This is a genomic window from Rhizobium sp. RU20A (assembly GCF_900155885.1).
In the GTDB taxonomy this organism is placed as follows: Bacteria; Pseudomonadota; Alphaproteobacteria; order Rhizobiales; family Rhizobiaceae; genus RU20A.
The window spans coordinates 153375-176702 of record NZ_FTMB01000002.1 but is presented as its reverse complement, the minus strand read 5'-3'; the positions used below and the strand labels follow the sequence as shown (position 1 = coordinate 176702).

Sequence of the window (23328 nt, the reverse complement as noted above, 5' to 3'; positions counted from 1 at the left end):
TCAGCGCGTGAAGGACTGGGCGTTGCCCGCGTCCACATTGATGATGTTGCCGGTCGACTTGGCCGAGAGCGGCGAGGCGAGGAAGTAGATCGCCTCGGCAATGTCTTCCGGATAGACACCGAGCTTCAGCATGGAGCGCTCGCGGTAATGCGCCTCCAGATCGTCGGTCTTGTAGGCGGCTGCGCGCTGCTCACGCCATTCGCCGGACCAGATCTTCGAGCCGCGAATGACGGCGTCCGGGTTTACCGTGTTGACGCGGATGCCGGCGGATGCGCCTTCGAGCGCAAGGCAGCGGGCGAGATGGATTTCCGCCGCCTTGCCCGTGCAATAGGCCGAGGCGCCCGGCGATGCCGCAAGGCCGTTCTTGGAGGCGACGAAGACGATGTTGCCTCCGGCCTTCTGGTTGCGAAAGATGCGGAAGGCTTCACGCGAGACGAGGAAGTAGCCGGTCGCGAGAATGTCGATATTCTTGTGCCAGAGCGCCAGCGACGTGTCCTCGACCGGTGCCGAGGAGGCAAGGCCGGCATTGGAAACGAGGATGTCGAGCCCGCCATATTCGGTCAGCGCATCCTCGAAGCCCTTGATGACATCGTCTTCGCTGGTGACGTTGATGCGAACGCTGCGGACCTGGTCGGCGCCGAATTTTTTACCGAGTTCCGCGTTGGCTTCCGCCATGGCGGCTTCGTCGATATCGGCGATGACGACGCAGGCGCCTTCCTGCATCAGGCGGATGGCGGTCGCCTTGCCGATGCCGCCGGCGCCGCCGGTGACGAGCGCCACCTTGCCGGCCAGCGACTTCGGCTTCGGCATGCGCTGCAGCTTTGCTTCCTCCAGCAGCCAGTATTCGATGTCGAAGGCTTCCTGTTCCGGCAGGCCGACATAGGTCGAAACGCCGGAAGCGCCGCGCATCACGTTGATGGCGTTGACGTAGAATTCGCCCGAGATGCGGGCCGTCGCCTTGTCCTTGGCAAAGGTGATCATGCCGACGCCGGGCACAAGGTAGACGACGGCGTTCGGGTCGCGCATGGCCGGGCTGTCGGCATGCTTGCAGCGCTTGTAGTAAGCGGCATAGTCGGCGCGGTAGGCTTCAAGCGCATCCGGCAGGCCGGCAAGCGTCGTCTCCACATCGGGCTTTGCCGGATCGAAGGCGATCACCAGCGGGCGGATCTTGGTGCGCAGGAAATGGTCCGGGCAACTGGTGCCGAGCGCCGCAAGCGCTTCCATGTCCTTGCCGGACACGAAATCCAGCACGGCCTGGCTGTCGTCGAAATGGCCGACCTTGGCTTCGGAGCCGCTGATGAGGCCGCGGATGACCGGCATCAGCTTGCGGGCAACCGCCTTGCGCTCGGCTGCGTCGAGAACGGGGCGGACGGCGCCGCCGAAGGCCGGCTTGGTATTGTTGGCCTCGAACCAGGCGATCGCCTTGTTGATGATCTCGACGGTCGTCTCATAGGCTTCCTTGGCCGTGTCGCCCCAGGTGAAGAGGCCGTGGCTTTCGAGGATGAGGCCGCGTGCATTGGGGTTCTTGGCGCAGAAGTCGGAAAGCCACAGGCCGAGTTCGAATCCCGGACGCTTCCAGGGCAGCCAGCCGATCTCGCCGCCGAAGATCTGGTCGGTCAGGTCGCGGCTGTTGGCGGATGCTGCGATCGCGATGATCGCGTCCGGGTGCATGTGGTCCACATGCGTCTTCGGCACGAAGGCATGCAGGGGGGTATCGATGGACGCGGCGCGCGGATTGAGGTTGAAGGTGCAGTGCGGGAGGTAGCCAACCATTTCGTCTTCGAAGGCGACGCCGCGATAGATGCCCTTCAGCGCCTCCAGCTTCTCCATGTAGAGCGTCGCGAAACCGTCCATCTTGATGGTGCCGACATCGCCGCCCGAGCCCTTCACCCAGAGCACCTCGACATCTTTCCCCGTCAGCGGATCGCGCTCGATCACCTTGGCGGAGGTGTTGCCGCCGCCGTAGTTGGTGATGCGCTTGTCGGAGCCGAGCAGGTTGGAGCGGTAGAGCAGCCGTTCGGCCTCGCTCATGCCCGCCGCCTTGGCGTCATCCCAAAGGTTCGCCAGGCGTGCGCCTTCATTCGATGTCATCTTGAGATTCCTCCCCAGGAAAGAGACGTGCAGCCGGTCAAGGTGCCGACTGTCGATGCTGCAGGATTCCACGCAGGGCTGGCGAATGTCAATCAAGAACAATCATAAACGATCACAAATCGTCAAATTGGCGATCCTGTGCCTAGATTTGATTGACATTGATCATGACGGCGTCAAGGATGATCGTGAAAGAAAGGGTCCGCCTCATGCATGAAAAGGAACGCCATCGCGTCATTCTCTCGGCGATCCAGCAGCAGCCGGTCGCAACTGTTGCCGCGCTCGTGGACCTCACGGGCAGCTCGGAAGCGACGATCCGGCGCGATATCGCGGCACTCCATCTGCAAAAGAAGCTGCGGCGTGTGCGCGGTGGCGCCGAAGCCCTAACGCCGCCGTCGATCCTCGGTCTTGCCGGTCGTCCCTATGCCGTCAACGAGGGGCTGAATGCCCGGCAGAAAAACGCGATCGCCCGTGCCGCGGTGGCGCTGTGCGAGGATGGCGAGCCGATCATCATCAATGGCGGCACCACGACCTTTCCGATGGTGCATCCGCTTGCCAGCCGGCGCATGACGGTCTTCACCAATTCCTTCCCCATTGCCGAGCACCTGATCAAGCATTCCAAGAACACCGTCATGCTCTCGGGCGGCACGGTCTACCGCGAGCACAACATCATCCTCAGCCCCTTCGACAACGACGTGACGCGCAATTTCTATGCGCGCCGCATGTTCATGGGAGCCCAGGGCATCGGCCCGCTCGGCCTCATGGAAACGGACCCGCTGCTGATCCAGGCCGAACAGAAGCTGATCCACCAGGCCGACGAACTGGTGGTTCTTGTGGATTCCTCGAAATTTCGTCACCGCTCCAGCCTGATCCTCTGCGCGCTGGAAAGGATCACGACCGTGGTGACCGACTGGAACGTCGAGGATCGGGACGCGCAGATGCTGGAGCAGGCCGGCGTCCGGCTCGTGATTGCTGAAGAGGGGACGGTGGGGCGTGCGGGCGTGGCCGGTTAAGGGCGCTCAACTCGCATTGGGCCGACGCAACGCTTTGGCCGCTAGCACAGGCGTCGGCCTTCCTATCTGATTGTTTTATCATTCACCCCGTCGGGGCCGCATGCCGGGTTCCGGCATGGCTGCGCGATGACGCGCGGTCAGAACGGCAGCCGGCCGGCGCGCCGGGGTCGACGCGCGACGCCGGCATGAATGCCGATGGCGATTGCCGAGAGCATGGCGAGCAGGGCTGCCGTGACTGTCAGAACGATCATGGTTCCACTCCAGGCGTTCATCGCCCTGGTTGAAAGTAGTGAGATCGCCTTGCCCGAACCTTGATCAAGGCCCTGCAGAACGGCCTGTTCCGGAACGTGAGCACTTCCGAAAGGACGAGGGGGTGGGGGGCGACGTTAACCTTCAAGCAAGGAATTAACCATAAACATTGTCTTGCACGTCGGAATGGGTGACGGCTGGTCTCCCGCCTTGGCATGACGCCGCTTCGTTGCACCGGTCACGGCCCGGTATGGCAGTCTTATCAGTCAATTTCGTGGGACCAGAAAAGCAAGGGTCAGCGCCCTGTGATCGCCGTATCCGGTGGGTCGCGGGCACGACAAGAGCCCGCAAGTCCCCATTGTCATGCACCTCTGAAGACCGGGGAACAGAGTGGATCAGGGCCAGGCACAGGAACAGGCGGGACGGGAGCGGGCGGGCAGCCTGCAGGACCGTTTGCGCTTTGCCGGCCTCGACGAGGCGGCCTGCACGGCCATTCGCGCCCAGCGCACGGTGCTCTCCGAGCGCGTTGAAGCGGCCATCCGCGATCACTTCCAGCGTATTCAGACAAGTCGGGACGCCGGCCGCGCCTTCAAGAGCGAGCGGTCTCTGGATCGCCTGCACGATCTTCACCTGTCCCATTGGAGCGTTCTGACCGACGCCCGCTTCGACAGCCTCTATGCCGAGCGCGTCAAGGTGCTCGCCGATGCGCAGGCGCGCATGGGCGTCGAGCCGCGATGGCAGGTTGCCGGACACGCGGTCGTCGTTGAACATCTCGTCGGCGAACTCGTCGATAAGTTCTGGCCCCGCGGCGTCTTCGGCGCCGGCAAGGCGCGCCGGGACGAGTTGCAGTCCATTCTCGCATCGGTCCTGCGCATGGCCTTCGTCGATCTGGAGATCGCCGTTTCCCTGCGCTTCAACGATCTGCGCCTTGGCCACCAGCGCCAGCTGAACGAGCAGCATGCCGAGGACGAGGCCGCGACGGACCAACTGTTCGGCGATGTCGTCCGGGCACTGCGCGAGCGCAATCTGGTCGTTCGCGCCAATGCCGAGGCCGCCGGCGGCCATCGTCCGCTGGTCGAAACCTTCAATGAAGCGCTGGATGATTTGCGCGACTTCTGTCTTCAGGGGCGCGCCATGGCCGAGCGTGCGGGTGCGCTTGCCTCCAGCCTCGTCGCCGAGACCGGCCAGATTGCCGAACGCGCCGCCGACCAGTCCAATCTCCTGTCCGAACGGCAGGCCGGCCTTGCCGAAATGACCGAGGCGCTGCGCGCCGGTGCTGCCCGCATCCGCGATGCCGAGCGGGACGCCGGCACGGCGCGCGAGAGCGTCGAGGCGAGCGGCGCCATTGCCGGTCAGGCAATCGCCGCCATGGCCGATATCGAGAACTCTGCCGAGAAGATCGGCCAGATCATCGGCGCCATCGACGAGATCGCCTTCCAGACCAACCTGCTTGCCCTCAACGCGGGCATCGAAGCCGCCCGTGCCGGCGACAGCGGCCGCGGTTTTGCCGTCGTGGCGCAGGAAGTGCGCGCCCTTGCCCAGCGCTCCGGCGATGCGGCCCGCGAAATCAAGCAGCTCGTTTCCGATACGAAGTCGCAGGTCGAGACCGGCGTCGATATTGTCGGCCGCACGCAAAATGCCATCAGCGCCATCGTCGGGCAGGTCACCGACATCAACAAGGCCATGGCCACGATTTCCGCCGATGCCACCCGCCATGTCGACGCGCTCGATGCAGCCACGCGCGATCTAGGCGATCTCTCGCGGGCTGTCGGTGAAACGGCCCGCACGGCCGGCGCCGCAGGCCAGGGTGCAAGCGACCTGTCGACCGTCATCCTCGAACTCGGCGCGACGATCCGCAGATTCCACGTCGAGCGGACACCCTATCAGGATCGCGCCCAGCCGACCGCTGCGCGCGGCGAATCGCGCATTGCGATCGGCCGCAGCGAGGCGCCGGAGGAGGAGGAAGGTCTCTCCTTCCTCGAAGGCGCCCTTGAACTTCCGCGTCGCCTTGCTGCCGGGGGATCGCGCCATGCGTGAAACCGTGCGGATGGTGGCGCTTCGACGCCGCGCTTTCGAGCCGCAGGGCCCGCCCCGAGGGGGCATGCCGTCGGCGGCGGGACAGATCCCGCGCCAAGCCTTCACCTCGGGAAAGGGATACTAGCGAATGGCAGCCAGAAAAAGCGCTCCGAAGACCATCACCCTCAAGCCGGTTCTCGACATGAACGAGGCAACCGCGCTGCACGAATCCCTTTCCGCCGTTCGCGGCCAGCCGGTCACCATCGACGCATCGGCAGTCGAGCGCACGGGCACCCTCTGCGTGCAGGTCCTGCTGGCGGCCTCGCGCACCTGGGACAACGACAAACAGCCCTTTACCTTTTCGAAGGTGTCGGACGCTTTCAAGAAAACAACCCAGCTGATCGGCATCAATTTCGATCATCTGGCGGCTTAGGAGATTTAGGTATGAAGAAAAAAGTGCTCACGGTCGATGACTCCCGCACGATCCGGAACATGCTTCTGGTGACGCTCAACAATGCGGGTTTCGAGACCTATCAGGCGGAAGACGGAGTCGAAGGCCTCGAGGTTCTCGAGGAAGCCAATCCCGACGTCATCGTCACCGACATCAACATGCCGCGTCTGGATGGCTTCGGCTTCATCGAAGGCGTGCGTCGCAACGACAAGTACCGGGCCGTCCCGATCCTCGTCCTGACCACGGAAAGCGATGCGGAAAAGAAGAACCGCGCACGCCAGGCCGGCGCCACCGGCTGGATCGTGAAGCCCTTCGATCCGACCAAGCTGATCGATGCCATCGAACGTGTAACCGCCTAATCCAGGATTTTCCCCATGGATATGAACGAAATCAAAGAGATCTTTTTCCAGGAGTGCGAAGAGCAGCTCGCGGAACTGGAATCGGGTCTTCTGAAGCTGAACGATGGCGATCGTGACCCGGAAACGGTCAATGCCGTCTTCCGCGCCGTCCACTCGATCAAGGGTGGCGCGGGTGCGTTCGGCCTCGACGATCTCGTGGCATTCGCCCACGTTTTCGAGACGACTCTTGATTGCGTTCGATCCAACAAGCTCGAGCCCGGGCCGGAAGTCCTGAAGGTGATGCTGAAGTCGGCGGACGTCCTCGCCGACCTCACCAATGCTGCCCGCGACGGCGGCTCCGTGGATCAGGCGCGCAGCAAGCAGCTGATCCGCGAACTCGAAGCGCTCGCCAATGGCGAGATCCCGGTCGCCGCCGAAACGCCGGTTGCCAAGCCGGCCGCGCAGCCGGCTGCCGCTGCCGCGCCGGCGCCGGTCAATGAGGAAGGCTTCCAGCCCGTCGGCTTCTCCTTCGACGATTTCGAAACCGCCGTCGACGAGGGCGAAGTCCTCATGGTCATCCCGACCTACGAGGTAATCTTCAAGCCGAAGTCCGAGCTCTTCGCCAAGGGCAACGATGCCACGCTGCTGTTGCGCGATCTCTCCAAGCTCGGCGAGATGAGCATCTATTGCAACACCGACGAACTGCCCCCGCTCGAGGAACTCAATCCCGAGCGCGCCTACCTCAGCTGGAAGATCCAGGTGAAGACCGACAAGGGCGAAGAGGGCATTCGCACCGTTTTCGAATTTGCCGAATGGGACTGCGACCTCGACGTCACCGACGTGACGAATGCGGGCGCGCCGGCCGACGAAGACATGCCGATGCAGCCGATCCCCTTCGATCTGGCGCTGCTCGACGACAATGACGACCACGATCGCCCGATTGGCGTCGTGGAAGAGGAAGAGCATATCGCGAGCGACCAGCAGGCTGCCGTCGCCGCTGCCGCGACGGCCGCGAAAGTTGTCGAGATGGCCGGTCAGGCCGCCCGCCAGCCGGCCGAGCAGCGCGCTGCCCCGGCCGCCGCCGCCGCTGCAAACAATGCCGCCAACGCCCAGTCCGCCGCCGGCACGCCGACGATCCGCGTCGATCTCGACCGCGTCGACCGCCTGATCAACCTCGTCGGCGAACTCGTCATCAACCAGGCGATGCTCTCGCAGAGCGTTGTCGAGAACGACACCAACGGCACCTCCTCTATCAACATGGGGCTGGAAGAACTCCAGCAGCTGACCCGCGAGATCCAGGACTCGGTGATGGCCATCCGCGCCCAGCCGGTGAAGCCCGTCTTCCAGCGCATGTCGCGTATCGTTCGCGAAGTGGCCGACATGGTCGGCAAGTCGATCCGCCTCGTCACGGAAGGTGAAAACACCGAGGTGGACAAGACGGTCATCGACAAGCTCGCCGAGCCGCTGACCCACATGATCCGCAACGCCGTCGACCACGGCATCGAAACGCCCGAAAAGCGCGTCGCCAACGGCAAGAATCCGGAAGGTACGGTCAAGCTGACGGCAAAGCACCGCTCGGGCCGTATTGTCATCGAGCTTGCCGACGACGGCGCCGGCATCAACCGCGAACGCGTGCGCCAGAAGGCCATCGACAACGACCTCATCGCCGCCGACGCCAACCTCTCGGACGAGGAAATCGACAACCTGATCTTCATGCCGGGCTTCTCCACGGCCGACAAGATCTCGGACATTTCCGGCCGCGGCGTCGGCATGGACGTGGTCAAGCGCTCGATCCAGGCCCTTGGCGGTCGCATCTCGATCTCCTCGCGCCCCGGCAACGGCTCTACCTTCACCATGAGCCTGCCACTGACGCTCGCCGTCCTCGACGGCATGGTGGTCACGGTGGCCGGGCAGACGCTCGTCGTGCCGCTGACGGCCATCGTCGAGACGCTGCAGCCCGAGCCCTCGGCCATCCATTCCTTCGGCTCCAACCAGCGGCTCATCTCGATCCGCAACTCCTTCTGCCCGCTTGTCGATGTCGGCCGGATCCTCAACTTCCGTTACCAGCAGGCAAATCCGGTGGATGGCGTGGCGCTTCTGGTGGAATCGGAAGGCGGCGGCCAGCGCGCCCTCATGGTCGATGCGATCCAGGGTCAGCGCCAGGTGGTCATCAAGAGTCTGGAAGCGAACTACACCCACGTGCCCGGCATCGCTGCGGCCACGATCCTCGGTGATGGCCGCGTCGCGCTCATTCTCGACGTCGATGCCATTGTCGCCGCCTCGCGCGGCCAGCCGCTTCGGTCCGACAGCTCGCTTGCAGCAGCAGGTTAAGGTGAAGGTTCAGGATTGAGTGTCATGAGCAACATCGCAAAAAATCTTGTTCAGGGGAGCCGGGAGCTGATCGCTTTCCGGATCGGTGACCAGGAATTCTGCGTGAACATCATGTCGGTGCGTGAAATCCGTGGCTGGACCCCAGCCACGCCGATGCCCCACGCGCCCTACTACGTGCTCGGCGTCATCAATCTTCGCGGTGCCGTCCTGCCCATCGTCGATCTGTCCATGCGCCTTGGCATGAAGGCGGCCGAGCCCACGGTTCGGCACGTCATCATCGTCGCCCAGGTCAATACCAAGGTCGTCGGCCTGCTCGTGGATGCCGTTTCCGACATCCTGACGATCACCGACGAGAACATTCAGCCGACACCGGATGTGGCCTCCGAGTTCGAGCGCAATTTCGCCCGCGGCATTCTCGCCATCGAGAAGCGGCTGATCTGCTACATCGAACTCGATGCCATCTTCCCCCAGAGCGAAAGCGAGGCGGCATGATGGCCGTTGCCCATATCGACAGCCGCCTGTCCCTCGACGAGTGCCTCGCGTCCGGGGAGTACCCGTTGACGCGCCGTGATCTCAACGAGATCGCCGCCATGATCTATTCCGATGCCGGAATCTATCTGAACGAGACCAAGGCCTCGCTCGTCTATTCCCGGCTGTCCAAGCATATCCGCAATCTTGGCCTCAGCGGCTTCAAGGAATATTGCGCGCTCGTTGCCTCGCCGGCCGGTGCCGCCGAACGGCGCGACATGCTCTCGCACCTGACGACGAACTTCACGCGCTTCTTCCGCGAGAACCACCATTTCGATCACCTCAAGAGCGATGTCCTGCCCGAGCTCATCCAGCGCGCCAAGGCCGGCGGGCGGGTTCGCATCTGGTCGGCCGCCTGCTCGGACGGGCAGGAGCCATATTCGATCGCCCTGACGGTCCTCGGCATGATGCCGAACGTCGCCGATTATGACTTCAAGATCCTTGCAACCGACATCGACCCCAAGATCCTCGCGATCGCCAGGGCCGGTGCCTATGATTCCGGTGCCCTCGAAACCGTCAATCCGGCCATGCGCAAGCAGTGGTTCTCGGAGGTTTCGGTCAATGGCCGGCCCAAGTGGCAGGTCGATGCCAAGGTCAAGCGGCTCATCACCTTCAACGAACTCAACCTGCTCGGCCAGTGGCCGTTCAAGGGTCAGTTCGACGTGATCTTCTGCCGCAACGTTGTCATCTATTTCGACGAACCGACCCAGATGAAGATCTGGTCGCGCTTCGCCCAGATGCTGCAGCCCGGCGGGCACCTCTACATCGGTCATTCCGAACGCGTGTCGGGCGATGCCAAGTCGCTCTTCGACAATATCGGCATCACCACCTATCGGTACACCGGCAAGGGAGGCCGCGCATGACGGCGCAAGCAAGAGTCCTGGTCGTCGATGACAGCCCCACCATGCGCGGGCTGATCACGGCGGTCCTCAGTGCAGATCCCGAGGTCCGCGTCGTCGGCCAGGCTGCCGACGCCATGCAGGCCCGTGCCGCCATCAAGGAACTCGATCCTGATGTGGTGACGCTCGACATCGAGATGCCGAACATGAACGGGCTCGAATTCCTCGACAAGATCATGCGGCTGCGTCCAATGCCCGTCATCATGGTCTCGACGCTGACCCACAAGGGCGCCGAAGCAACGATCGCCGCGCTCGAGATCGGCGCCTTCGACTGCGTCGGCAAGCCGTTGCCGGGCGATCCGCGCCCGTTCCACGAACTGGCTGAGAAGGTCAAGGCAGCGGCCCGCTCCCACCGCAAGACCATGATCAGCACCAATCGCCTGGCGACGCCGCAGGCGGCCAATGTCAACGCGCAGTCCGATTACCGGGCCTCGCGCCGCATCATCGCTATCGGTTCGTCGACCGGTGGTGTCGAAGCCCTCATCGCCGTCCTGCAGAAGTTCCCGAAGAACTGCCCGCCGACGGTGATCACGCAACATATGCCGCACACCTTCACCAAGAGCTTCGCCGAGCGCCTGAACCGCCTCTGCGCCCCGCAGGTGGAGGAGGCGACCGACGGCGCGCGCCTCGACATTGGCCGCGTCTATCTGGCGCCGGGCGGCGAACGTCATCTGCAGGTCGTCAATCCCTCGTCGCCCTCATGCCGGCTTGCAGATCTCGACCCGGTCAACGGTCATCGTCCTTCGGTCGATGTGCTCTTTGACTCGGTCGCCCAAGTTGCCGGCCGCAATTCGGTCGGCGTCATCCTGACCGGAATGGGCCGTGATGGCGCAACCGGCCTGCTGAATATGCGAAAGGCGGGTGCCCGGACCTTCGGGCAGAACGAAAAGACGTGTGTCGTCTACGGCATGCCGCGCGTCGCTTACGAAATGGGTGCCGTGGAACATCAACTGCCCCTCTCGGCGATCGGAGAGGAAGTCATCAAGTCTACGGCCGCCCGGAAAGAAGGAACGGAATAATGTCTATCGCCGAAAAAATCAAAGTCCTGATCGTCGACGACCAGGTCACCAGCCGTCTTCTGCTGGGCGATGCCCTGCAGCAGCTCGGCTTCAAGCAGATCACGGCTGCCGGCGACGGCGAGCAGGGCCTGAAGATCATGGCCCAGCAGCCCCACCACTTGGTGATCTCCGACTTCAACATGCCGAAGATGGACGGGCTGGGCCTGCTGCAGGCCGTGCGCGCCAACCCGGCGACGAAGAAGGCGGCGTTCATCATCCTGACCGCGCAGGGCGACCGCGCGCTGGTTCAGAAGGCGGCGGCGCTCGGTGCCAACAACGTGCTGGCAAAGCCGTTCACCATTGAAAAGATGAAGGCGGCGATCGAAGCCGTGTTTGGGGCGCTGAAATGAGCATGGACCATGCAGGAAAGCGTGTTCACGTCATCCAGGGCGAGTACAAGGTCGTCAGCGATCCGGACGTGGTGCTGACCACAATTCTTGGCTCCTGCGTGGCGGCATGCCTGCGCGACCCCGTCGCGGGCGTCGGCGGGATGAACCATTTCCTGCTGCCCGGTTCGGCGGAGGCGATGGCGGCCGGCGGAGATGCGACGCGTTACGGCGTCCATCTCATGGAGCTTCTGATCAACGGACTGCTGAAGAAAGGTGCCCGTAGGGACCGGCTTGAAGCCAAGATCTTCGGCGGCGCAAAGACGATTGCGCGCTTCTCGAACGTCGGCGAGCAGAATGCGCGCTTCGCGCGGCAGTTCCTCAGCGACGAAGGCATCCGGATCGTCAGCGAAAGCACGGGCGGCGAGCATGGGCGCAAGCTGGAATTCTGGCCGGTCAGCGGCCGCGCACGGCAATATGCGCTGACCGGTGTCGAAACCCAGAAGACCGTTCAGATGGAAACCCGTCCGGCGCCGGTTGCAAAGCCCGCCGAAAGCTCGATCGAATTCTTCTAAGGCGTTGCGGTCCACGGCGAGCCTTCGTCTGCTGCAACAAAGAAAAAACCGGCGCCGCGGCGCAAGCATGAGGACGGATGACATGACAGCGGAACGCCAGGCCCATTCGGGTCATTTCGAGGAAGCGCTCCCGGATGTGCTCATGCGCATCGTCTCGGAGCTGCACGACGTGGCCTATCTGATCGAGCGTATCGAACCGCAGCTTTCCGACACCAAAGGTGAGACGCATCTGACGGAAGCTGACCGTATGATGGTGCTGCAGGGCATCGATCTTGCCGTGCAGAAGACGCGCGGCCTTGCCGAGTTCATCGACACCGTGACCTCGACCATTCCGGCCGAGTGGCTCGTCGATGTGACGACGGCGGTCAATCTCATCAAGCTTGCCGACATGCAGCGTTCGCTCGGCCATGGTTCGCTCCGGCGTGGCCATTCCCAGCCGATCGATGAATCCGCCGGCGCCTTCGAAGCCTTCTAGGTCTTCAGCTTCATTCTCCCGCCCGCGGCACGTCCGAAGGGGCACTCCAAAGACAAGTTCGCGCAAGTTTCGTTTCCTAGAGTCATCTCGGAACCGGTGGATCTGCGTCCGCATGCGGCGTGATTCGACAGCCGGGCCGATGTGTTGACCTGCGCAACACCGGGGGGAGCGATGTCTGCTCCGATGCCCGTTGCGCTATTGGGTGCGGAACAGAATGAATCTGTTGGAACAATTTTCGACCATCGCCAAAAACCTGGGTAGTCTCGGGCAGGGCAGGCTCGTAGCGCTTGCCGCAGCCGGTCTCCTCGCCATGGGCGTCATCATCGCCACCGGGCTCTACGTCAACAAACCGGCCTTCGAAACCCTCTACGTCGGCCTTGAAAAGCCTGACGTGAACCAGATCAGCATCGCGCTGGCCGAAGCGGGCATCGATTTCAACGTCGGCACGGACGGTGCATCCGTGCAGGTGCCCGTCGGCATGACGGGCAAGGCGCGGCTGATGCTCGCCGAGCGCGGCCTGCCCAACAGCGCAAATGCCGGCTACGAGCTCTTCGACAATGTCGGTTCCCTCGGCCTCACCTCTTTCATGCAGGAAGTGACACGGGTGAGGGCGCTCGAAGGCGAGATCGCCCGCACCATCCAGCAGATTTCCGGGATCGCCGCAGCGCGCGTCCATATCGTCATGCCTGAGCGCGGCAGTTTCCGGCGCACCGACCAGACGCCCACCGCATCCGTCATGATCCGCGCCAGCGCGACGGTCGGCCGCAATGCTGCGGCCTCGATCCGTCATCTGGTGGCCTCGTCCGTTCCGGGCCTCAATGTCGATGACGTGACCATCCTTGATTCCACGGGCCAGCTTCTGGCGACCGGCACGGATCCGGCCAGCAACAATCTCAACCAGTCGCTCTCCATCGTCCAGAATGTACAGGGCGAGATCGAGAACAACATCGACAAGGCGCTCGCACCGTTCCTTGGCATGGACAATTTCCGCGCCAGCGTCACCGCGAACCTCAACACCGACAGCCAGCAGATCCAGGAAACCATCTTCGATCCCGAATCCCGTGTCGAGCGCTCGACACGTGTGACGAAGGAGGACACCCAGTCCAGCCGCCAGCAGGCCGACAATGCCGCCACCGTGCAGCAGAACGTGCCGCAGGCAGCCCCGGCGGGCGGCGCCGCCGGTCCGCAGTCGAGCGACCAGGCGCAGAAGAAGGAAGAGCAGACCAACTACGAGATCAACCAGAAGACCGTCGCGACCACCAAGAACAGCTACCGTATCGAGAAGCTCTCGGTCGCCGTCGTCGTCAACAAGGGCCGCGTCGCCACCATGCTCGGCGAGGGCGCGGACCAGGCCAAGATCGACGCCTATCTGCAAGAGATGCAGAAGATCGTCGCCTCGGCCGCCGGCCTCGATACGGCGCGGGGCGACGTTGTCACCCTGACGGCCATGGACTTCGTCGACAATCAGCTGGTCGATGAACCGGTCGCCGGCCCCGGTGTGCTCTCGGTCCTCACCCAGAACCTCGGCGGCATTATCAATGCGGTTGCCTTCCTCGCCGTCGCCTTCCTCGTGGTCTGGCTCGGTCTTCGCCCGCTCGCCCGCTCCGTCGGCCTTGGCACACCGACCGGCATCGAAACCGAGTCCGCCGGCCTGGAACTGCCCGACTTCTCTCCTGCCCCGGCAGGGGTTGCGAGCGGCGGTGCCCTCATGGAAGGCTTCGGTTCCGACTTCGGCTTCGACAGCACCGACGACCTGCTCAGCCTCGACGAGGACACCTCCGGCGGCTTCAACCGCCGCGTCAAGGAAGGACCCGAGCGGCGCCTGTCCCGCATGGTCGAAATCAGCGAGGAACGCGCTGCCAAGATCCTGCGCAAGTGGGCCGTCGACAAGGCCGCCTGAGCCCAGCGACACTATCCTTCAAAATCACACTGCCCGCCCCATGGCGGGCATTGTCGTTTCTGTCCTGAAAAGAAGGTCGGCGCGGGGTCAGAAGGATGCGCGACCGTCCTCGTCCCGGTCTGCTCGGCGTAGTGATTCTTGTCCCGAAGGGACGAAACTGTTGCGTCTATGCACCACGCGGATCTGAAAAATCGGCTCCTTTCGGTTGTTCGAAATCGGGACGGAAGCCGACGCCATATTAACCATTTTGAAACTATTTCAGCACGTTGGAAAAATGCCAGCCGGGCTTGTTCCCGTTCTGATCCGGGGCGGAAACCGGCCGCGAATCACCTCGAAAAACGGCGTCAAAGTAAATCGCGAGAACAGAGCGGTGGTTTTTCCACGCCATCTGCGTATCCTGGTATCCAGTTGATTCGCGTAGTGATTTGCGGGATTCGAGGCGGCGGAAATGGCTCGAAATCCAGCGATCGCGGCGGCGGGCGTGTGCAGGTGCTGCGCGAATCCATCACGGGGGCAATACCATGGATGCTGTGCAATCGGATTTCTCCGTCTGGCCGGTGCCGGGCGCTATTGAACGTGCGTCGAAGCGGGCTCGTCCGCTCGACAGGCTTGTCGATCGTCTGGGTGACTTGTGCGCGGACGGCGGCTTCACGGCTGGTCTTTCTGCGGTAACCGAATATGTCGGCGCGCGTCACTATCTGCTGGCCCGCATCGACGGCGTGCCGGATGGCGATATGGACTTCGTCGTCTGCGCCGACTGGCCCTTTTACCTCGTCCGTCGCTTTGCCGCGATCTACGGGGCGGCCAATGGCCGTTCGAGCGAATTCGACCGGTGCCTTTCGGTGCTGCGGCCGAGCTTCATGGGGCTGCCCGATGACATCGAGATGCCCAAGGGTCTCAGCCGCCAGTATTGCGCTCTGACCTTCAATGTCGGTCGCACCCGCTACGTCCTGGCGCTGCTCTTTCCCGAAAACGTCATCCTCTCACCCGAGAGCCTGCGCGAAGTGGCACTGCTCACGGGCTATTTCGCAAGCTTCGCCCAGGCCCAGAAGGGCCGCGCCGACCGCGATTGCGAGCTGACCGATCGCGAGATCGAATGCCTTTTCTGGATCGCCGAAGGCAAGACGAGCGACGAGATCGCCGTCATCCTCGGCATTTCCCGCAACACCATCAACAACTACATCACCAGCGTCATGCGCAAGACGGCGACAAAGACGCGCTCCGAGGCGATTGCCCACGCCGTACGCCACAATTTGGTGTGAGGGAGGGGGCGATGGGGCAATCTTCCGGCAAAGGCAGCGACGACATGCGTCTCGGCGGACGGGCGAGCGGTCGCATCGGCCGCATCGAACTCTTCCAAACCCGCCTGCAGGCCATGCGCAAGGCGCTCGCTGCACGGCACTACGCTGTGTTCCGCATCGCCGCTGTCGGTGCGCCGCCAGTGCGCACCTTGAGCCTCGAACTCAACAGTTGGGGTGACGAAGCAGAGCGCGAGGCTTCGGCCTTCACCGCTCTCTTCGGCGAAGATCTCGTGGCCCATATCGAGGCCTCCCTGCTGCCGGTTGTCTGGAATGGCACGGAGGAGCATCAGATCTGCGACGTCGATGGCCTCAGCCGCTTCTTCCGCCGGCTGGGCAACCGCGCCCTGCCGAGTGCCGGTCTTGCCTTTCCCGTCCGCCTCGGCACGCAGGGCAATGGCTATGTCGTCTTCACGGCCGACAGCCTTGACCTCAAGAGCGAGACGATCCTCAGCCTTCATGCCCGTGCCTGCCAGATCATGACCGACATGCTGGCAATGGAGGAGCGCAAGGTGCAGCCCTCCGCTGCCCTCAACGAGCGTGAAATCGCCTGCCTGCAAATGGCTGGCGACGGCCATACCAGCGAAGTCATCGCCGAAAAGATGGGCCTGTCCGTGCACACGGTGAACGCCTATCTCGGCACGGCAACCACCAAGCTGAATTCGGTGAACCGCATCCAGGCGATCGCCAAGGCCATCCGCCTCGGCTTCATCGATTGAGCAGACGGCGCCTACCAAAACAACAAGCTTCGACATTACGCTGGCCTGGTGCGCCGGCGTGATTCCGTTTGCAGTCATGGTTGCGTAAAGCCCTGCCACCCGGTCGCTCGGACCGGGCTGACAGAGGTACCCGAGGGAAGATCAGGCGGCAGCGCGCGTTTGCAGGAACTGCGCTTCGGCAAGGCTCTGGGCCAGAAACGCGGTGTTTTCGTCCGGATCGCAGGATGGCTTCTGGAAGGCGATGTGAGTAATTTCCAGGCCGGCGCGGTCCTTGCCGAGCATCAGTTGCACATAGGCCGTCACCCCGCGCGGCTTCAGCTCGAGATCGAGCACGATTTCCGGCTCCACGCCCCAGTCGACGGTGTAGTTGCCGCCAATGCCGAAGTTGACGGTGCCGGGCTGGAAATACAACTCCGCTGCCGACGAGACGAGATCCGCAAGGCTGCCGTAGGACTCAAAACGAAGCAGCGCAATAAAGTCCGCCGCGTCGATCAACCGCAATTCCGTGGCGACCGGACGGATCGCATCGGCAATGATCTTTTCGCGCTCTTCGGAATATTGGCATTTTTTCATGAGGATCAATTCACCCGTTTTTGAGGCGCCTGCGATGCGTAGACCCGGTGAATGAGTTCGGCCACGGCCTTGTAGAACACCGGTGGAATGACACTATCCACCGAGACTTGTGCAAACATGGAGCGCGCGAGCGGCGGATCCTCGAAAACCGGAATGCCGTTCTGCTCGGCGATCTCGCGGATCTTCAGCGCCACAAGGTCCGTCCCCTTGGCAACCACCATCGGCGCATCGCTTTCCTCCCGCACATAGCGCAGCGCAACGGCATAGTGGGTCGGGTTGGCGATAACGAGCGTCGCCCGCGGCACGTCGTTCATCATTCGCCGGCGGGCGCGGTCGCGCTGCAGCGAGCGAAGCCGGCCCTTGACGATCGGGTCACCCTGGGACTGCTTCATTTCCTCCTTGATGTCCTGCTTGGTCATGCGCAGCTGTTCGTACCAGTGGTAGCGCGTCCAGAAAAAATCGACCACGGCGATGATGCCGGTCGAAAACAGGATGACCATGATGATCTGGTTCAGATCCTTGGTGATGCGCGCAAACAGCGTCATCGGATCGGCGAACATGGCATCGATGGATTCGTAGAAGTCGTTCTGAAGCACGAGCACCACGATCATCGAGACGATGACGATCTTGAACAGCGATTTCCCGAACTCGACGAGACCCGGCAGGCCGTAGATGCGCTTCAGGCCTGACATGGGCGAAATGCGCTCCATCTTCGGCGCGATGCGGTTCAGCACAAGCGCCGGCATGTTCTGTGCGACGGATGAGCCGATACCGAACACGATCAGCAGGATGAAGATGGGGACGATGAGTGGCGCAGCCTGCCGGAAGACGTGGCCGATCAGACCCACCACGTCATTGGCATTTTCAAGCCGCCAGGCCTCCGGCTGCTCGAAAATGTCCTTCAGCCCCTCGGCGAGCGAGGTGAAACCGGACGGAAGGAAGAACACGAAGAAGATGTAGACGGCAACGGTCGTGGCAAAGACCGTCACCTCGCGTGAGAAGGGTATGTTGCCTTCCTCGATCGCATCGGAAATGCGCTTCTCGGACGGGGCTTCTGTTTTACTGTCCTTGTCGTCGTCCGCCATCGGCGACCCCGCTTTCCTGCGTCATCGCGGGTCTCGCCAGCCTGAAGGGCGGCCCGGGAGCATCCATCCATTGACGTACGCATGTCGATCGGCGGCCGGCGAAATCGATCAGGCAACAGGCCGGCTGTTTTCTCGGAAACGCGCAGAGCCAAGCGGACACGGGGACACTGTTGGTCCTGCCGCTCCGGCACTACAAGCCGAAAGCGGCGGAAGCACGGTCAATCCAAAGAAACTTGGCGGCCCAATCCATATTTGCCGGCCGGAAGCGACGGCCCATTGCCGGCCGAGGCTGCGACGGCAAGGCTGAACGCCGGCAAATACAAAAAGGCTCCGCGGTCGAAGGAGCGCGGAGCCTTGCCAGTGTCGGTGATTCGGATGCGTCAGGCGGCCTGCGCCGGTGCATCCTTGTCCTTCAGTTCCAGCTGGCCGCTGGCGGCAAGGCGGATGGCTTCCTGGGTGATGTTGCGGCGGGCAACGGCAATGTCGCGCGGGTTCACGCCGGCGTCGCCGCCCTGCAGATCCTGCTCGATCATCCGGCGCTGGCGTGCGCCGAGCGCGGCGAGCACGCATTCGCGCAGCTCGTTCGGCGTGCCGCGCAGCGCCATGGTGATGATGTCGCTGGAAATGTCGTTGAACAGCTGAACGCGGCTGCGCTGCGGCATGTAGAGCACGTCGTCGAAGAGGAAGATCTTCGGACGGACCTTCTTGACCGAGTCCTGGCTGAGCGCTTCGAGCGAAGCGAGCAGGCTGTCCACCTGGCTCTTGTCGAGTTCGTTCATGACATCGGCGACCTTGGTCGGGCCGACGGCATTGCGCTCGGCTTCGAGCTGCGACGCCAGTTCGAAAACGCGCGTCTCGATGATCTGCGCCGCCTTCGGGCTGACATCCTTGATGTTGACGGTACGGTTGATGATGTCGGGACGCATCTCGTCCGGCAGGCCCAGCAGAACCTTCGCGCCGACGCTCGACGGCATCTGCGACAACACGTAGGCGATCGTCTGGGGATGTTCCTTGGACAGATACTCCGAAAGCGCCGTCGGGTCGGTTTCCTGCAGCCGGTCCCAGATGTTTTCGTCGTAGCTCTGGAAGCTGGTTCGACGTCCAAGCAGCCCGTCCACCTCGTCGGGCGTCAGGCCTTCCTCAAGAATGCTTTCGATGGCCTTGGCATTGTCCATGAGGCCGGCGCCCTCGGTGAAGAGGTCCTCGAACTCGTTGACGATGATCTCAAGCTCGTGCGGGGGAATGGAGCGCAGCGACTGGGCCGAGGCGATGATCTGCTGCAGCTCGCTCTGGGTAAAAAACTTCAGGAGTTTCCCGGCAACGCCCTTGCCCATGGCGAGAAGAACGGCGGCCGCCTTGTCGGTCTGCGACAGGGGACGGGTTGCAAGACCGGTATCGAAACTGTCGAAATCCATCATGGATCTCCCTGAGTGCGATCAGGGCATCAGCCGCGGCCGGTACCCTTGATCTCGATGAGCTTGACGCCGAAGCGCGAATTGTCTTCCTCGAGCACGGTGATTTCTCCACGACCGATGACACGGCCGTTGACCATCACCTCGACCGGCTCGCCAATCTTGCGATCCAGTCCGATCGTTGCCCCTTCCTGCAGTCCCATCAGTCCCGAAACCTGCATGCGGCTCGTGCCGAGCACGATCTGCACGTCGATCGGGATGTCCTTGATGAGATCGAGGTTCGACGTCATCCCACTGCCCGGGGCAGGCGTCATGCCTGCGGAACCGGACGGCATGGCATGATTGCCGCCGAAATCGTCGCCCCCGAAGGAGCCTGCGTCGTCGAGACCGCCGGCAACCGGGAAATCCGATCCGCCGAAATCGCCGCCGCCAAAATCGCTACCGCCACCGAAGTCGCTGCTGCCGCCGAAATCGCCACCGAAGCTGTCCGCAGCGTCACCGCCGAAGGCCGAAAGATCCGTCTCGCCGCCGCCGATGTCGCCACCGAACTCCGCACCGAAATCACTGGAGGAGTCCTTCTTCAGCACGCCGCGCAGATCGTCGATCGCCTGATCGAGTTCCGCGTCGCCTGCACCGAAATCGGTGTCGTCCAGAGGTGATGCTTTCTTGGGTGCCATGACCGACTTATTCCAGTTGAAGCTTGCCCCAGGCGTGCGCCCGGACCTTGCCTGACACTAACTCATGATATGGTTGAAAATGTCTTCATCCGAGCCGTGGGTGTCCTTCACCCGCACCGTGTAGCGCACCCCGGCGCGCCCGAATTCGCAGACATAGAGATCGCGGCCATTGGCGTTGACATCGACGCGCACGTCCTGCGCATCGCGGAAGGGAATGATGTCGCCCGGCTGCAGGCGGCTGATCGTATCCAGCGACAGGCTTTCAAGAGAGATGCGGGCCTCGAGCGTCACGCTGGAGCGGCGCACCTGCTCCTCCAGCTTCTCGGTCCAGACATTGCGCCCCTTGCGGGCCTGCACGCTCTTGGGCACCACGACCTGCGTCTTCAAAAGGGTCTGCTGGGACACGATGATCGAGAAGACCGAGAGCGTCGTGCCGATGCCGATCGTCATGCGAATGACGGCTGCGAAGGGATCGGGGGAACCTTCTTCCGGGCTTTTGCGATCATCGGTGTTGTAGGGCCGGCCGACCATGGTCTCGAAGCCGCCCTGGGCATTGGCCGCCGTGCGCAGCACCGCGCCGATCTTGTCGAACACCATGGTCGCGATATCGAGCTCGATGGTGGAGAGCCGGCGCGGACGCGGCTGCGGAATGCGCTTGGGATCGGCGCCCAGCAGCGATTCCATCATGGCGATGATGATCGGGCTTTCGCAGGCGATCTGGAAATCATTGTTCCAGTTGCGCAAGGATGCATCGGAAATGGCAACGGCGCCGCCAAGCTCCGCAATCAGCGTGTCGCGCAGGCCCGTCGCGCAGCCGGCATAGGCGATCTTGAGGTCGAGGCCCGTCTCGCTCTCCAGCATATCCGGCAGGAATTCGCAAAAGGCCGTGCCGAAGTCGGCGGCGATCTTCTCGATGACGTCGTCGTCGCCGAGCGCGCCGATCATGCGGGCCAGAAGCGTCTTGTCGAAGGGGAGAGCGGATTCCGCTGCCTGCTTGCTCATCTCTTATGCCGCCTTGCTGTCGCCGCCGCCACCGGGGTTCATCATTTCCTGCTCGACGGCGTCGATCGACGGACGCTCGTAGGAGGAAATCGTCTTGCGGCCGTATTCCAGAGCAACCTGCGGAACCGAGCCGTTCATGTACGCCAACAAAGTCTGCTTCACGATAATATAAAGCCGATTCTGTTTGGAACGGACAGCCTTGACGTTGGCGACAAGCGGAGAAACCACGCAATAGGAAAGAAAAATCCCGAGCATCGTGCCAACGAGGGCGGCTGCGATCTTGCCGCCGAGGACTTCCGGGGATTCGGTGATGGCGCCCATGGCCTTGATAACGCCGAGAACGGCCGCAACGATGCCGATGGCGGGGAAGGCGTCGCCCATCGTGACGAGCGCTTCGTAGCTCTTCATCTTGTCATGCTCGATCGTGTTGATTTCCTCGTCCATCAGCGCCTCGATCTCATGGCTGCGGGCATTGCCGATGATGATGAGGCGCACATAGTCGCAGATGAAGGCCGTCAGGTCCGCATTCTTGAGAACGGTCGGGGCCTGCTGGAAGATCGGTGATTCCGCGGGATTGTCGATGTGGCTTTCGATCTCGTTGCGCGACTTGGTGCGAAGATCGCGCATCAGGCAGTAAAGCACGCCGAGCGTATCGAGATAGTGGCGTTCCTTCGGCACCTTGTGGGAGAACGCCTCGCCCAGCGCCTTGCCGGCATCCTTCACCGTCTTCATCGTGTTTGCCATCACAAAGCCGCCGAGACCGGCGCCCCCGATGATGACGAGCTCGAAGGGCTGCATGAGCACCTCGAGGTGACCGCCCATGGCGATGTAGCCGCCGATCACGCAGCCGATGGTAAGGACGAATCCGATGATGATGTTCATGTGCCGGCACCTGCCACGATCGTGTTTGGGGACAAGAGATACGCCGAAAGCCTTGCGTGAGGCTTAATGAAACCTTCCTTAAGCGCAGAAAGCCTTCACGATCCCGTTCATTTTCAGGGGCGTCTTTGGCCGTGCCGCCAAACAGGTTCGCGCAAGCATGCTTTGCAATGGTGCTGACTGGGGCAGCGCATGACGCGCCTTCGTCAGTCAAGCGGGGAATGCACCGTGGTCCGGGCAAACGGCCATACAGTTGGAAACGAGAGCAGCGGCACGGCCGGCGCCTTGCCTGCCGCCGTGCGCGAGTGTGACTACTACCTCTCGCATATCCGTCAGGTCGAGACGGTCGAGGCCCTGATGGGCGACGCGCGGCTCTATGATTTTGTGATGACGGCCCACGGGCTGGAAGACATGGCCTATGCCCGCAGCTTCATTCGCCGTTTGCTTGTCGGCGGGCTTGACGGTCCAGGCGCCCTGGCGATCCGCTTTTCCGACAGCCGTTACAGCGCGCTCCTCGCCGCCTTCAACTTCGCCCTTCACGGCACGTCGACCACCAGCCGCCGCGCCGCGCTGGAAGGCGTCGTCACCCGTTACCTTCGTCGTGCAGAGGAAAAGGCAAGCCGCGCCCGTCTGGTGCCGCCGTCTGCCCTGCGCGCGATCCGCCCCCATCACCGCATTCGTCTCGGAGGACGCTGACATGCAAACCGGCCTCTATGTTGCCCTTTCGTCCCAGGTCGCACTCGAACGGCGCATCAACACGCTGGCTGACAACGTCGCCAACGCCTCGACAGCCGGCTTTCGCGGCACTCAGGTAAAGTTCGACGAGGTCCTCGCCAGCACCGGTGCCAGCAGGACAGCCTTCGTCTCGCCCGGCGAGGAATATCTTGACACCAATACCGGCGGCTTCAAGCAGACCGGCAATTCGCTGGACGTCGCCATCAAGGGTGACGCCTACTTCCAGATCCAGACGCCGTCCGGCGCGGCGCTGACCCGCGACGGGCGTTTCAGCATGGCGCCCGATGGCAGCCTGATCTCGACCATGGGCTTTCCCGTTCTCGATATCGGTGGCGGCCCGATCCAGCTCAATGCCAATGGCGGCGAGATCCGTATCGGTGCCGATGGCGTGATCCGCCAGGGCGAGCAGCAGGTGGCGCAGATCGGTCTCTTCGAGGCGGATTTCTCGCGCGGTTTCACCCGCGTGCAAAACAGCGGCATCATTCCGGTCGCCGAGCCCCAGGCCGTCGTCGACAACATGGCGGTGGGCGTGGCGCAGGGCTACATCGAAGAGTCGAACGTCAATCCGATCCAGGAAATGTCGCAGCTCATCAACATCCAGCGCGCCTTCGACAGCATTTCCAGCCTGATGCGCGACACCGAGCAGACCTTCGGCAAGGCCATCGAAACGCTCGGAGGCTCTCGCGGCTGATGATCGCTCG

The 23328-nt window shown here is 62.8% G+C and carries 24 protein-coding genes; 16 read left to right on the top strand and 8 right to left on the bottom strand.

Going from position 1 to position 23328, the window contains the following annotated elements:
- Window positions 1–2091, bottom strand: coding sequence for a bifunctional rhamnulose-1-phosphate aldolase/short-chain dehydrogenase (locus F3H41_RS09495; RefSeq protein WP_149738435.1), 2091 nt, complete (start codon window positions 2089–2091; stop codon window positions 1–3).
- Between the two features lie 206 nt (window positions 2092–2297).
- Here F3H41_RS09495 and F3H41_RS09490 point away from each other — a divergent pair, with 206 nt between their 5' ends.
- From F3H41_RS09490 to fliF, 12 genes are all read left to right on the top strand, one after another.
- Window positions 2298–3101: a DeoR/GlpR family DNA-binding transcription regulator gene (locus tag F3H41_RS09490; protein WP_149738434.1), complete on the top strand. Its 804-nt coding sequence runs from the start codon at window positions 2298–2300 to the stop codon at window positions 3099–3101.
- 639 nt (window positions 3102–3740) lie between these two features.
- On the top strand, window positions 3741–5387 hold the full coding sequence (locus tag F3H41_RS21705; RefSeq protein WP_280177042.1) for a globin-coupled sensor protein: 1647 nt from the start codon (window positions 3741–3743) through the stop codon (window positions 5385–5387).
- A gap of 127 nt (window positions 5388–5514) precedes the next feature.
- Window positions 5515–5799 (top strand): STAS domain-containing protein, encoded by a 285-nt coding sequence (locus F3H41_RS09480; protein ID WP_149738433.1) that lies wholly within the window; start codon window positions 5515–5517, stop codon window positions 5797–5799.
- 11 nt (window positions 5800–5810) lie between these two features.
- Window positions 5811–6176 (top strand): chemotaxis response regulator CheY1, encoded by a 366-nt coding sequence (gene cheY1 / locus F3H41_RS09475; protein WP_149738432.1) that lies wholly within the window; start codon window positions 5811–5813, stop codon window positions 6174–6176.
- A 15-nt stretch (window positions 6177–6191) separates the two neighbouring features.
- Window positions 6192–8486 carry a chemotaxis protein CheA gene (locus F3H41_RS09470; RefSeq protein ID WP_149738431.1) on the top strand — a complete coding sequence of 765 codons (2295 nt, stop codon included), beginning with the start codon at window positions 6192–6194 and terminating at the stop codon, window positions 8484–8486.
- Between the two features lie 24 nt (window positions 8487–8510).
- On the top strand, window positions 8511–8978 hold the full coding sequence (locus F3H41_RS09465; protein ID WP_149738430.1) for a chemotaxis protein CheW: 468 nt from the start codon (window positions 8511–8513) through the stop codon (window positions 8976–8978).
- Window positions 8978–9877, top strand: coding sequence for a protein-glutamate O-methyltransferase CheR (gene cheR / locus F3H41_RS09460; protein WP_188129409.1), 900 nt, complete (start codon window positions 8978–8980; stop codon window positions 9875–9877). Before F3H41_RS09465 ends, cheR begins: the two co-directional genes overlap by 1 nt.
- Window positions 9874–10932 (top strand): chemotaxis response regulator protein-glutamate methylesterase, encoded by a 1059-nt coding sequence (locus F3H41_RS09455; RefSeq protein WP_149738428.1) that lies wholly within the window; start codon window positions 9874–9876, stop codon window positions 10930–10932. The genes cheR and F3H41_RS09455 overlap by 4 nt, the downstream gene beginning before the upstream one ends.
- Window positions 10932–11321: a response regulator gene (locus F3H41_RS09450; protein WP_149738427.1), complete on the top strand. Its 390-nt coding sequence runs from the start codon at window positions 10932–10934 to the stop codon at window positions 11319–11321. Before F3H41_RS09455 ends, F3H41_RS09450 begins: the two co-directional genes overlap by 1 nt.
- Window positions 11318–11872 carry a chemoreceptor glutamine deamidase CheD gene (gene cheD / locus F3H41_RS09445; protein ID WP_149738426.1) on the top strand — a complete coding sequence of 185 codons (555 nt, stop codon included), beginning with the start codon at window positions 11318–11320 and terminating at the stop codon, window positions 11870–11872. Before F3H41_RS09450 ends, cheD begins: the two co-directional genes overlap by 4 nt.
- Before the next feature lie 82 nt (window positions 11873–11954).
- On the top strand, window positions 11955–12347 hold the full coding sequence (locus F3H41_RS09440; protein WP_149738425.1) for a hypothetical protein: 393 nt from the start codon (window positions 11955–11957) through the stop codon (window positions 12345–12347).
- Between the two features lie 214 nt (window positions 12348–12561).
- Complete coding sequence (fliF, locus tag F3H41_RS09435; protein WP_149738424.1) at window positions 12562–14247, top strand: flagellar basal-body MS-ring/collar protein FliF; 1686 nt, start codon at window positions 12562–12564, stop codon at window positions 14245–14247.
- A gap of 253 nt (window positions 14248–14500) precedes the next feature.
- On the opposite strand, the gene F3H41_RS21700 is transcribed toward fliF, so the two are convergent.
- The gene (locus F3H41_RS21700; protein ID WP_280177041.1) at window positions 14501–14635 is read right to left on the bottom strand and encodes a hypothetical protein; all 135 of its coding nucleotides are present in this window, start codon (window positions 14633–14635) and stop codon (window positions 14501–14503) included.
- A gap of 133 nt (window positions 14636–14768) precedes the next feature.
- Between F3H41_RS21700 and F3H41_RS09430 the strand changes: the two genes are divergently transcribed.
- Window positions 14769–15509: a helix-turn-helix transcriptional regulator gene (locus F3H41_RS09430; RefSeq protein ID WP_149738423.1), complete on the top strand. Its 741-nt coding sequence runs from the start codon at window positions 14769–14771 to the stop codon at window positions 15507–15509.
- An 11-nt stretch (window positions 15510–15520) separates the two neighbouring features.
- Window positions 15521–16264, top strand: coding sequence for a LuxR family transcriptional regulator (locus F3H41_RS09425; RefSeq protein ID WP_149738422.1), 744 nt, complete (start codon window positions 15521–15523; stop codon window positions 16262–16264).
- A gap of 141 nt (window positions 16265–16405) precedes the next feature.
- Here F3H41_RS09425 and F3H41_RS09420 read toward each other — a convergent pair whose 3' ends face one another.
- The 6 genes from F3H41_RS09420 to motA form a co-directional block, all read right to left on the bottom strand.
- Window positions 16406–16837 (bottom strand): hypothetical protein, encoded by a 432-nt coding sequence (locus tag F3H41_RS09420; protein WP_149738421.1) that lies wholly within the window; start codon window positions 16835–16837, stop codon window positions 16406–16408.
- 5 nt (window positions 16838–16842) lie between these two features.
- Entirely contained in the window at window positions 16843–17922 is a 1080-nt protein-coding gene (flhB, locus tag F3H41_RS09415; RefSeq protein ID WP_149738420.1) for a flagellar biosynthesis protein FlhB, read from the bottom strand.
- A gap of 380 nt (window positions 17923–18302) precedes the next feature.
- Window positions 18303–19340, bottom strand: coding sequence for a flagellar motor switch protein FliG (gene fliG / locus F3H41_RS09410; protein WP_149738419.1), 1038 nt, complete (start codon window positions 19338–19340; stop codon window positions 18303–18305).
- A 26-nt stretch (window positions 19341–19366) separates the two neighbouring features.
- Complete coding sequence (fliN, locus tag F3H41_RS09405) at window positions 19367–20011, bottom strand: flagellar motor switch protein FliN (RefSeq protein ID WP_149738418.1); 645 nt, start codon at window positions 20009–20011, stop codon at window positions 19367–19369.
- A gap of 57 nt (window positions 20012–20068) precedes the next feature.
- Window positions 20069–21013 (bottom strand): FliM/FliN family flagellar motor switch protein, encoded by a 945-nt coding sequence (locus F3H41_RS09400; RefSeq protein ID WP_188129408.1) that lies wholly within the window; start codon window positions 21011–21013, stop codon window positions 20069–20071.
- A gap of 3 nt (window positions 21014–21016) precedes the next feature.
- Window positions 21017–21895 (bottom strand): flagellar motor stator protein MotA, encoded by an 879-nt coding sequence (motA, locus tag F3H41_RS09395; protein ID WP_149738417.1) that lies wholly within the window; start codon window positions 21893–21895, stop codon window positions 21017–21019.
- Window positions 21896–22120: 225 nt separating this feature from the next.
- Here motA and F3H41_RS09390 point away from each other — a divergent pair, with 225 nt between their 5' ends.
- Together F3H41_RS09390 and flgF are read left to right on the top strand one after the other, a co-directional pair.
- On the top strand, window positions 22121–22588 hold the full coding sequence (locus F3H41_RS09390; RefSeq protein WP_188129407.1) for a DUF1217 domain-containing protein: 468 nt from the start codon (window positions 22121–22123) through the stop codon (window positions 22586–22588).
- Window position 22589: 1 nt separating this feature from the next.
- Entirely contained in the window at window positions 22590–23318 is a 729-nt protein-coding gene (flgF, locus tag F3H41_RS09385; RefSeq protein ID WP_149738415.1) for a flagellar basal-body rod protein FlgF, read from the top strand.
- Window positions 23319–23328 lie beyond the last annotated feature (10 nt).

What these genes read in the sequence shown, in the direction of transcription:
- F3H41_RS09495 (WP_149738435.1), bottom strand. Translation starts at nt 2,091, where the DNA reads ATGACATCGAATGAAGGCGCACGCCTGGCGAACCTTTGGGATGACGCC.
- F3H41_RS09490 (WP_149738434.1), top strand. Translation starts at nt 2,298, where the DNA reads ATGCATGAAAAGGAACGCCATCGCGTCATTCTCTCGGCGATCCAGCAG.
- F3H41_RS09480 (WP_149738433.1), top strand. Translation starts at nt 5,515, where the DNA reads ATGGCAGCCAGAAAAAGCGCTCCGAAGACCATCACCCTCAAGCCGGTT.
- cheY1 (WP_149738432.1), top strand. Translation starts at nt 5,811, where the DNA reads ATGAAGAAAAAAGTGCTCACGGTCGATGACTCCCGCACGATCCGGAAC.
- F3H41_RS09470 (WP_149738431.1), top strand. Translation starts at nt 6,192, where the DNA reads ATGGATATGAACGAAATCAAAGAGATCTTTTTCCAGGAGTGCGAAGAG.
- F3H41_RS09465 (WP_149738430.1), top strand. Translation starts at nt 8,511, where the DNA reads ATGAGCAACATCGCAAAAAATCTTGTTCAGGGGAGCCGGGAGCTGATC.
- cheR (WP_188129409.1), top strand. Translation starts at nt 8,978, where the DNA reads ATGGCCGTTGCCCATATCGACAGCCGCCTGTCCCTCGACGAGTGCCTC.
- F3H41_RS09455 (WP_149738428.1), top strand. Translation starts at nt 9,874, where the DNA reads ATGACGGCGCAAGCAAGAGTCCTGGTCGTCGATGACAGCCCCACCATG.
- F3H41_RS09450 (WP_149738427.1), top strand. Translation starts at nt 10,932, where the DNA reads ATGTCTATCGCCGAAAAAATCAAAGTCCTGATCGTCGACGACCAGGTC.
- cheD (WP_149738426.1), top strand. Translation starts at nt 11,318, where the DNA reads ATGAGCATGGACCATGCAGGAAAGCGTGTTCACGTCATCCAGGGCGAG.
- F3H41_RS09440 (WP_149738425.1), top strand. Translation starts at nt 11,955, where the DNA reads ATGACAGCGGAACGCCAGGCCCATTCGGGTCATTTCGAGGAAGCGCTC.
- fliF (WP_149738424.1), top strand. Translation starts at nt 12,562, where the DNA reads ATGAATCTGTTGGAACAATTTTCGACCATCGCCAAAAACCTGGGTAGT.
- F3H41_RS21700 (WP_280177041.1), bottom strand. Translation starts at nt 14,635, where the DNA reads ATGGCGTGGAAAAACCACCGCTCTGTTCTCGCGATTTACTTTGACGCC.
- F3H41_RS09430 (WP_149738423.1), top strand. Translation starts at nt 14,769, where the DNA reads ATGGATGCTGTGCAATCGGATTTCTCCGTCTGGCCGGTGCCGGGCGCT.
- F3H41_RS09425 (WP_149738422.1), top strand. Translation starts at nt 15,521, where the DNA reads ATGGGGCAATCTTCCGGCAAAGGCAGCGACGACATGCGTCTCGGCGGA.
- F3H41_RS09420 (WP_149738421.1), bottom strand. Translation starts at nt 16,837, where the DNA reads ATGAAAAAATGCCAATATTCCGAAGAGCGCGAAAAGATCATTGCCGAT.
- flhB (WP_149738420.1), bottom strand. Translation starts at nt 17,922, where the DNA reads ATGGCGGACGACGACAAGGACAGTAAAACAGAAGCCCCGTCCGAGAAG.
- fliG (WP_149738419.1), bottom strand. Translation starts at nt 19,340, where the DNA reads ATGATGGATTTCGACAGTTTCGATACCGGTCTTGCAACCCGTCCCCTG.
- fliN (WP_149738418.1), bottom strand. Translation starts at nt 20,011, where the DNA reads ATGGCACCCAAGAAAGCATCACCTCTGGACGACACCGATTTCGGTGCA.
- F3H41_RS09400 (WP_188129408.1), bottom strand. Translation starts at nt 21,013, where the DNA reads ATGAGCAAGCAGGCAGCGGAATCCGCTCTCCCCTTCGACAAGACGCTT.
- motA (WP_149738417.1), bottom strand. Translation starts at nt 21,895, where the DNA reads ATGAACATCATCATCGGATTCGTCCTTACCATCGGCTGCGTGATCGGC.
- flgF (WP_149738415.1), top strand. Translation starts at nt 22,590, where the DNA reads ATGCAAACCGGCCTCTATGTTGCCCTTTCGTCCCAGGTCGCACTCGAA.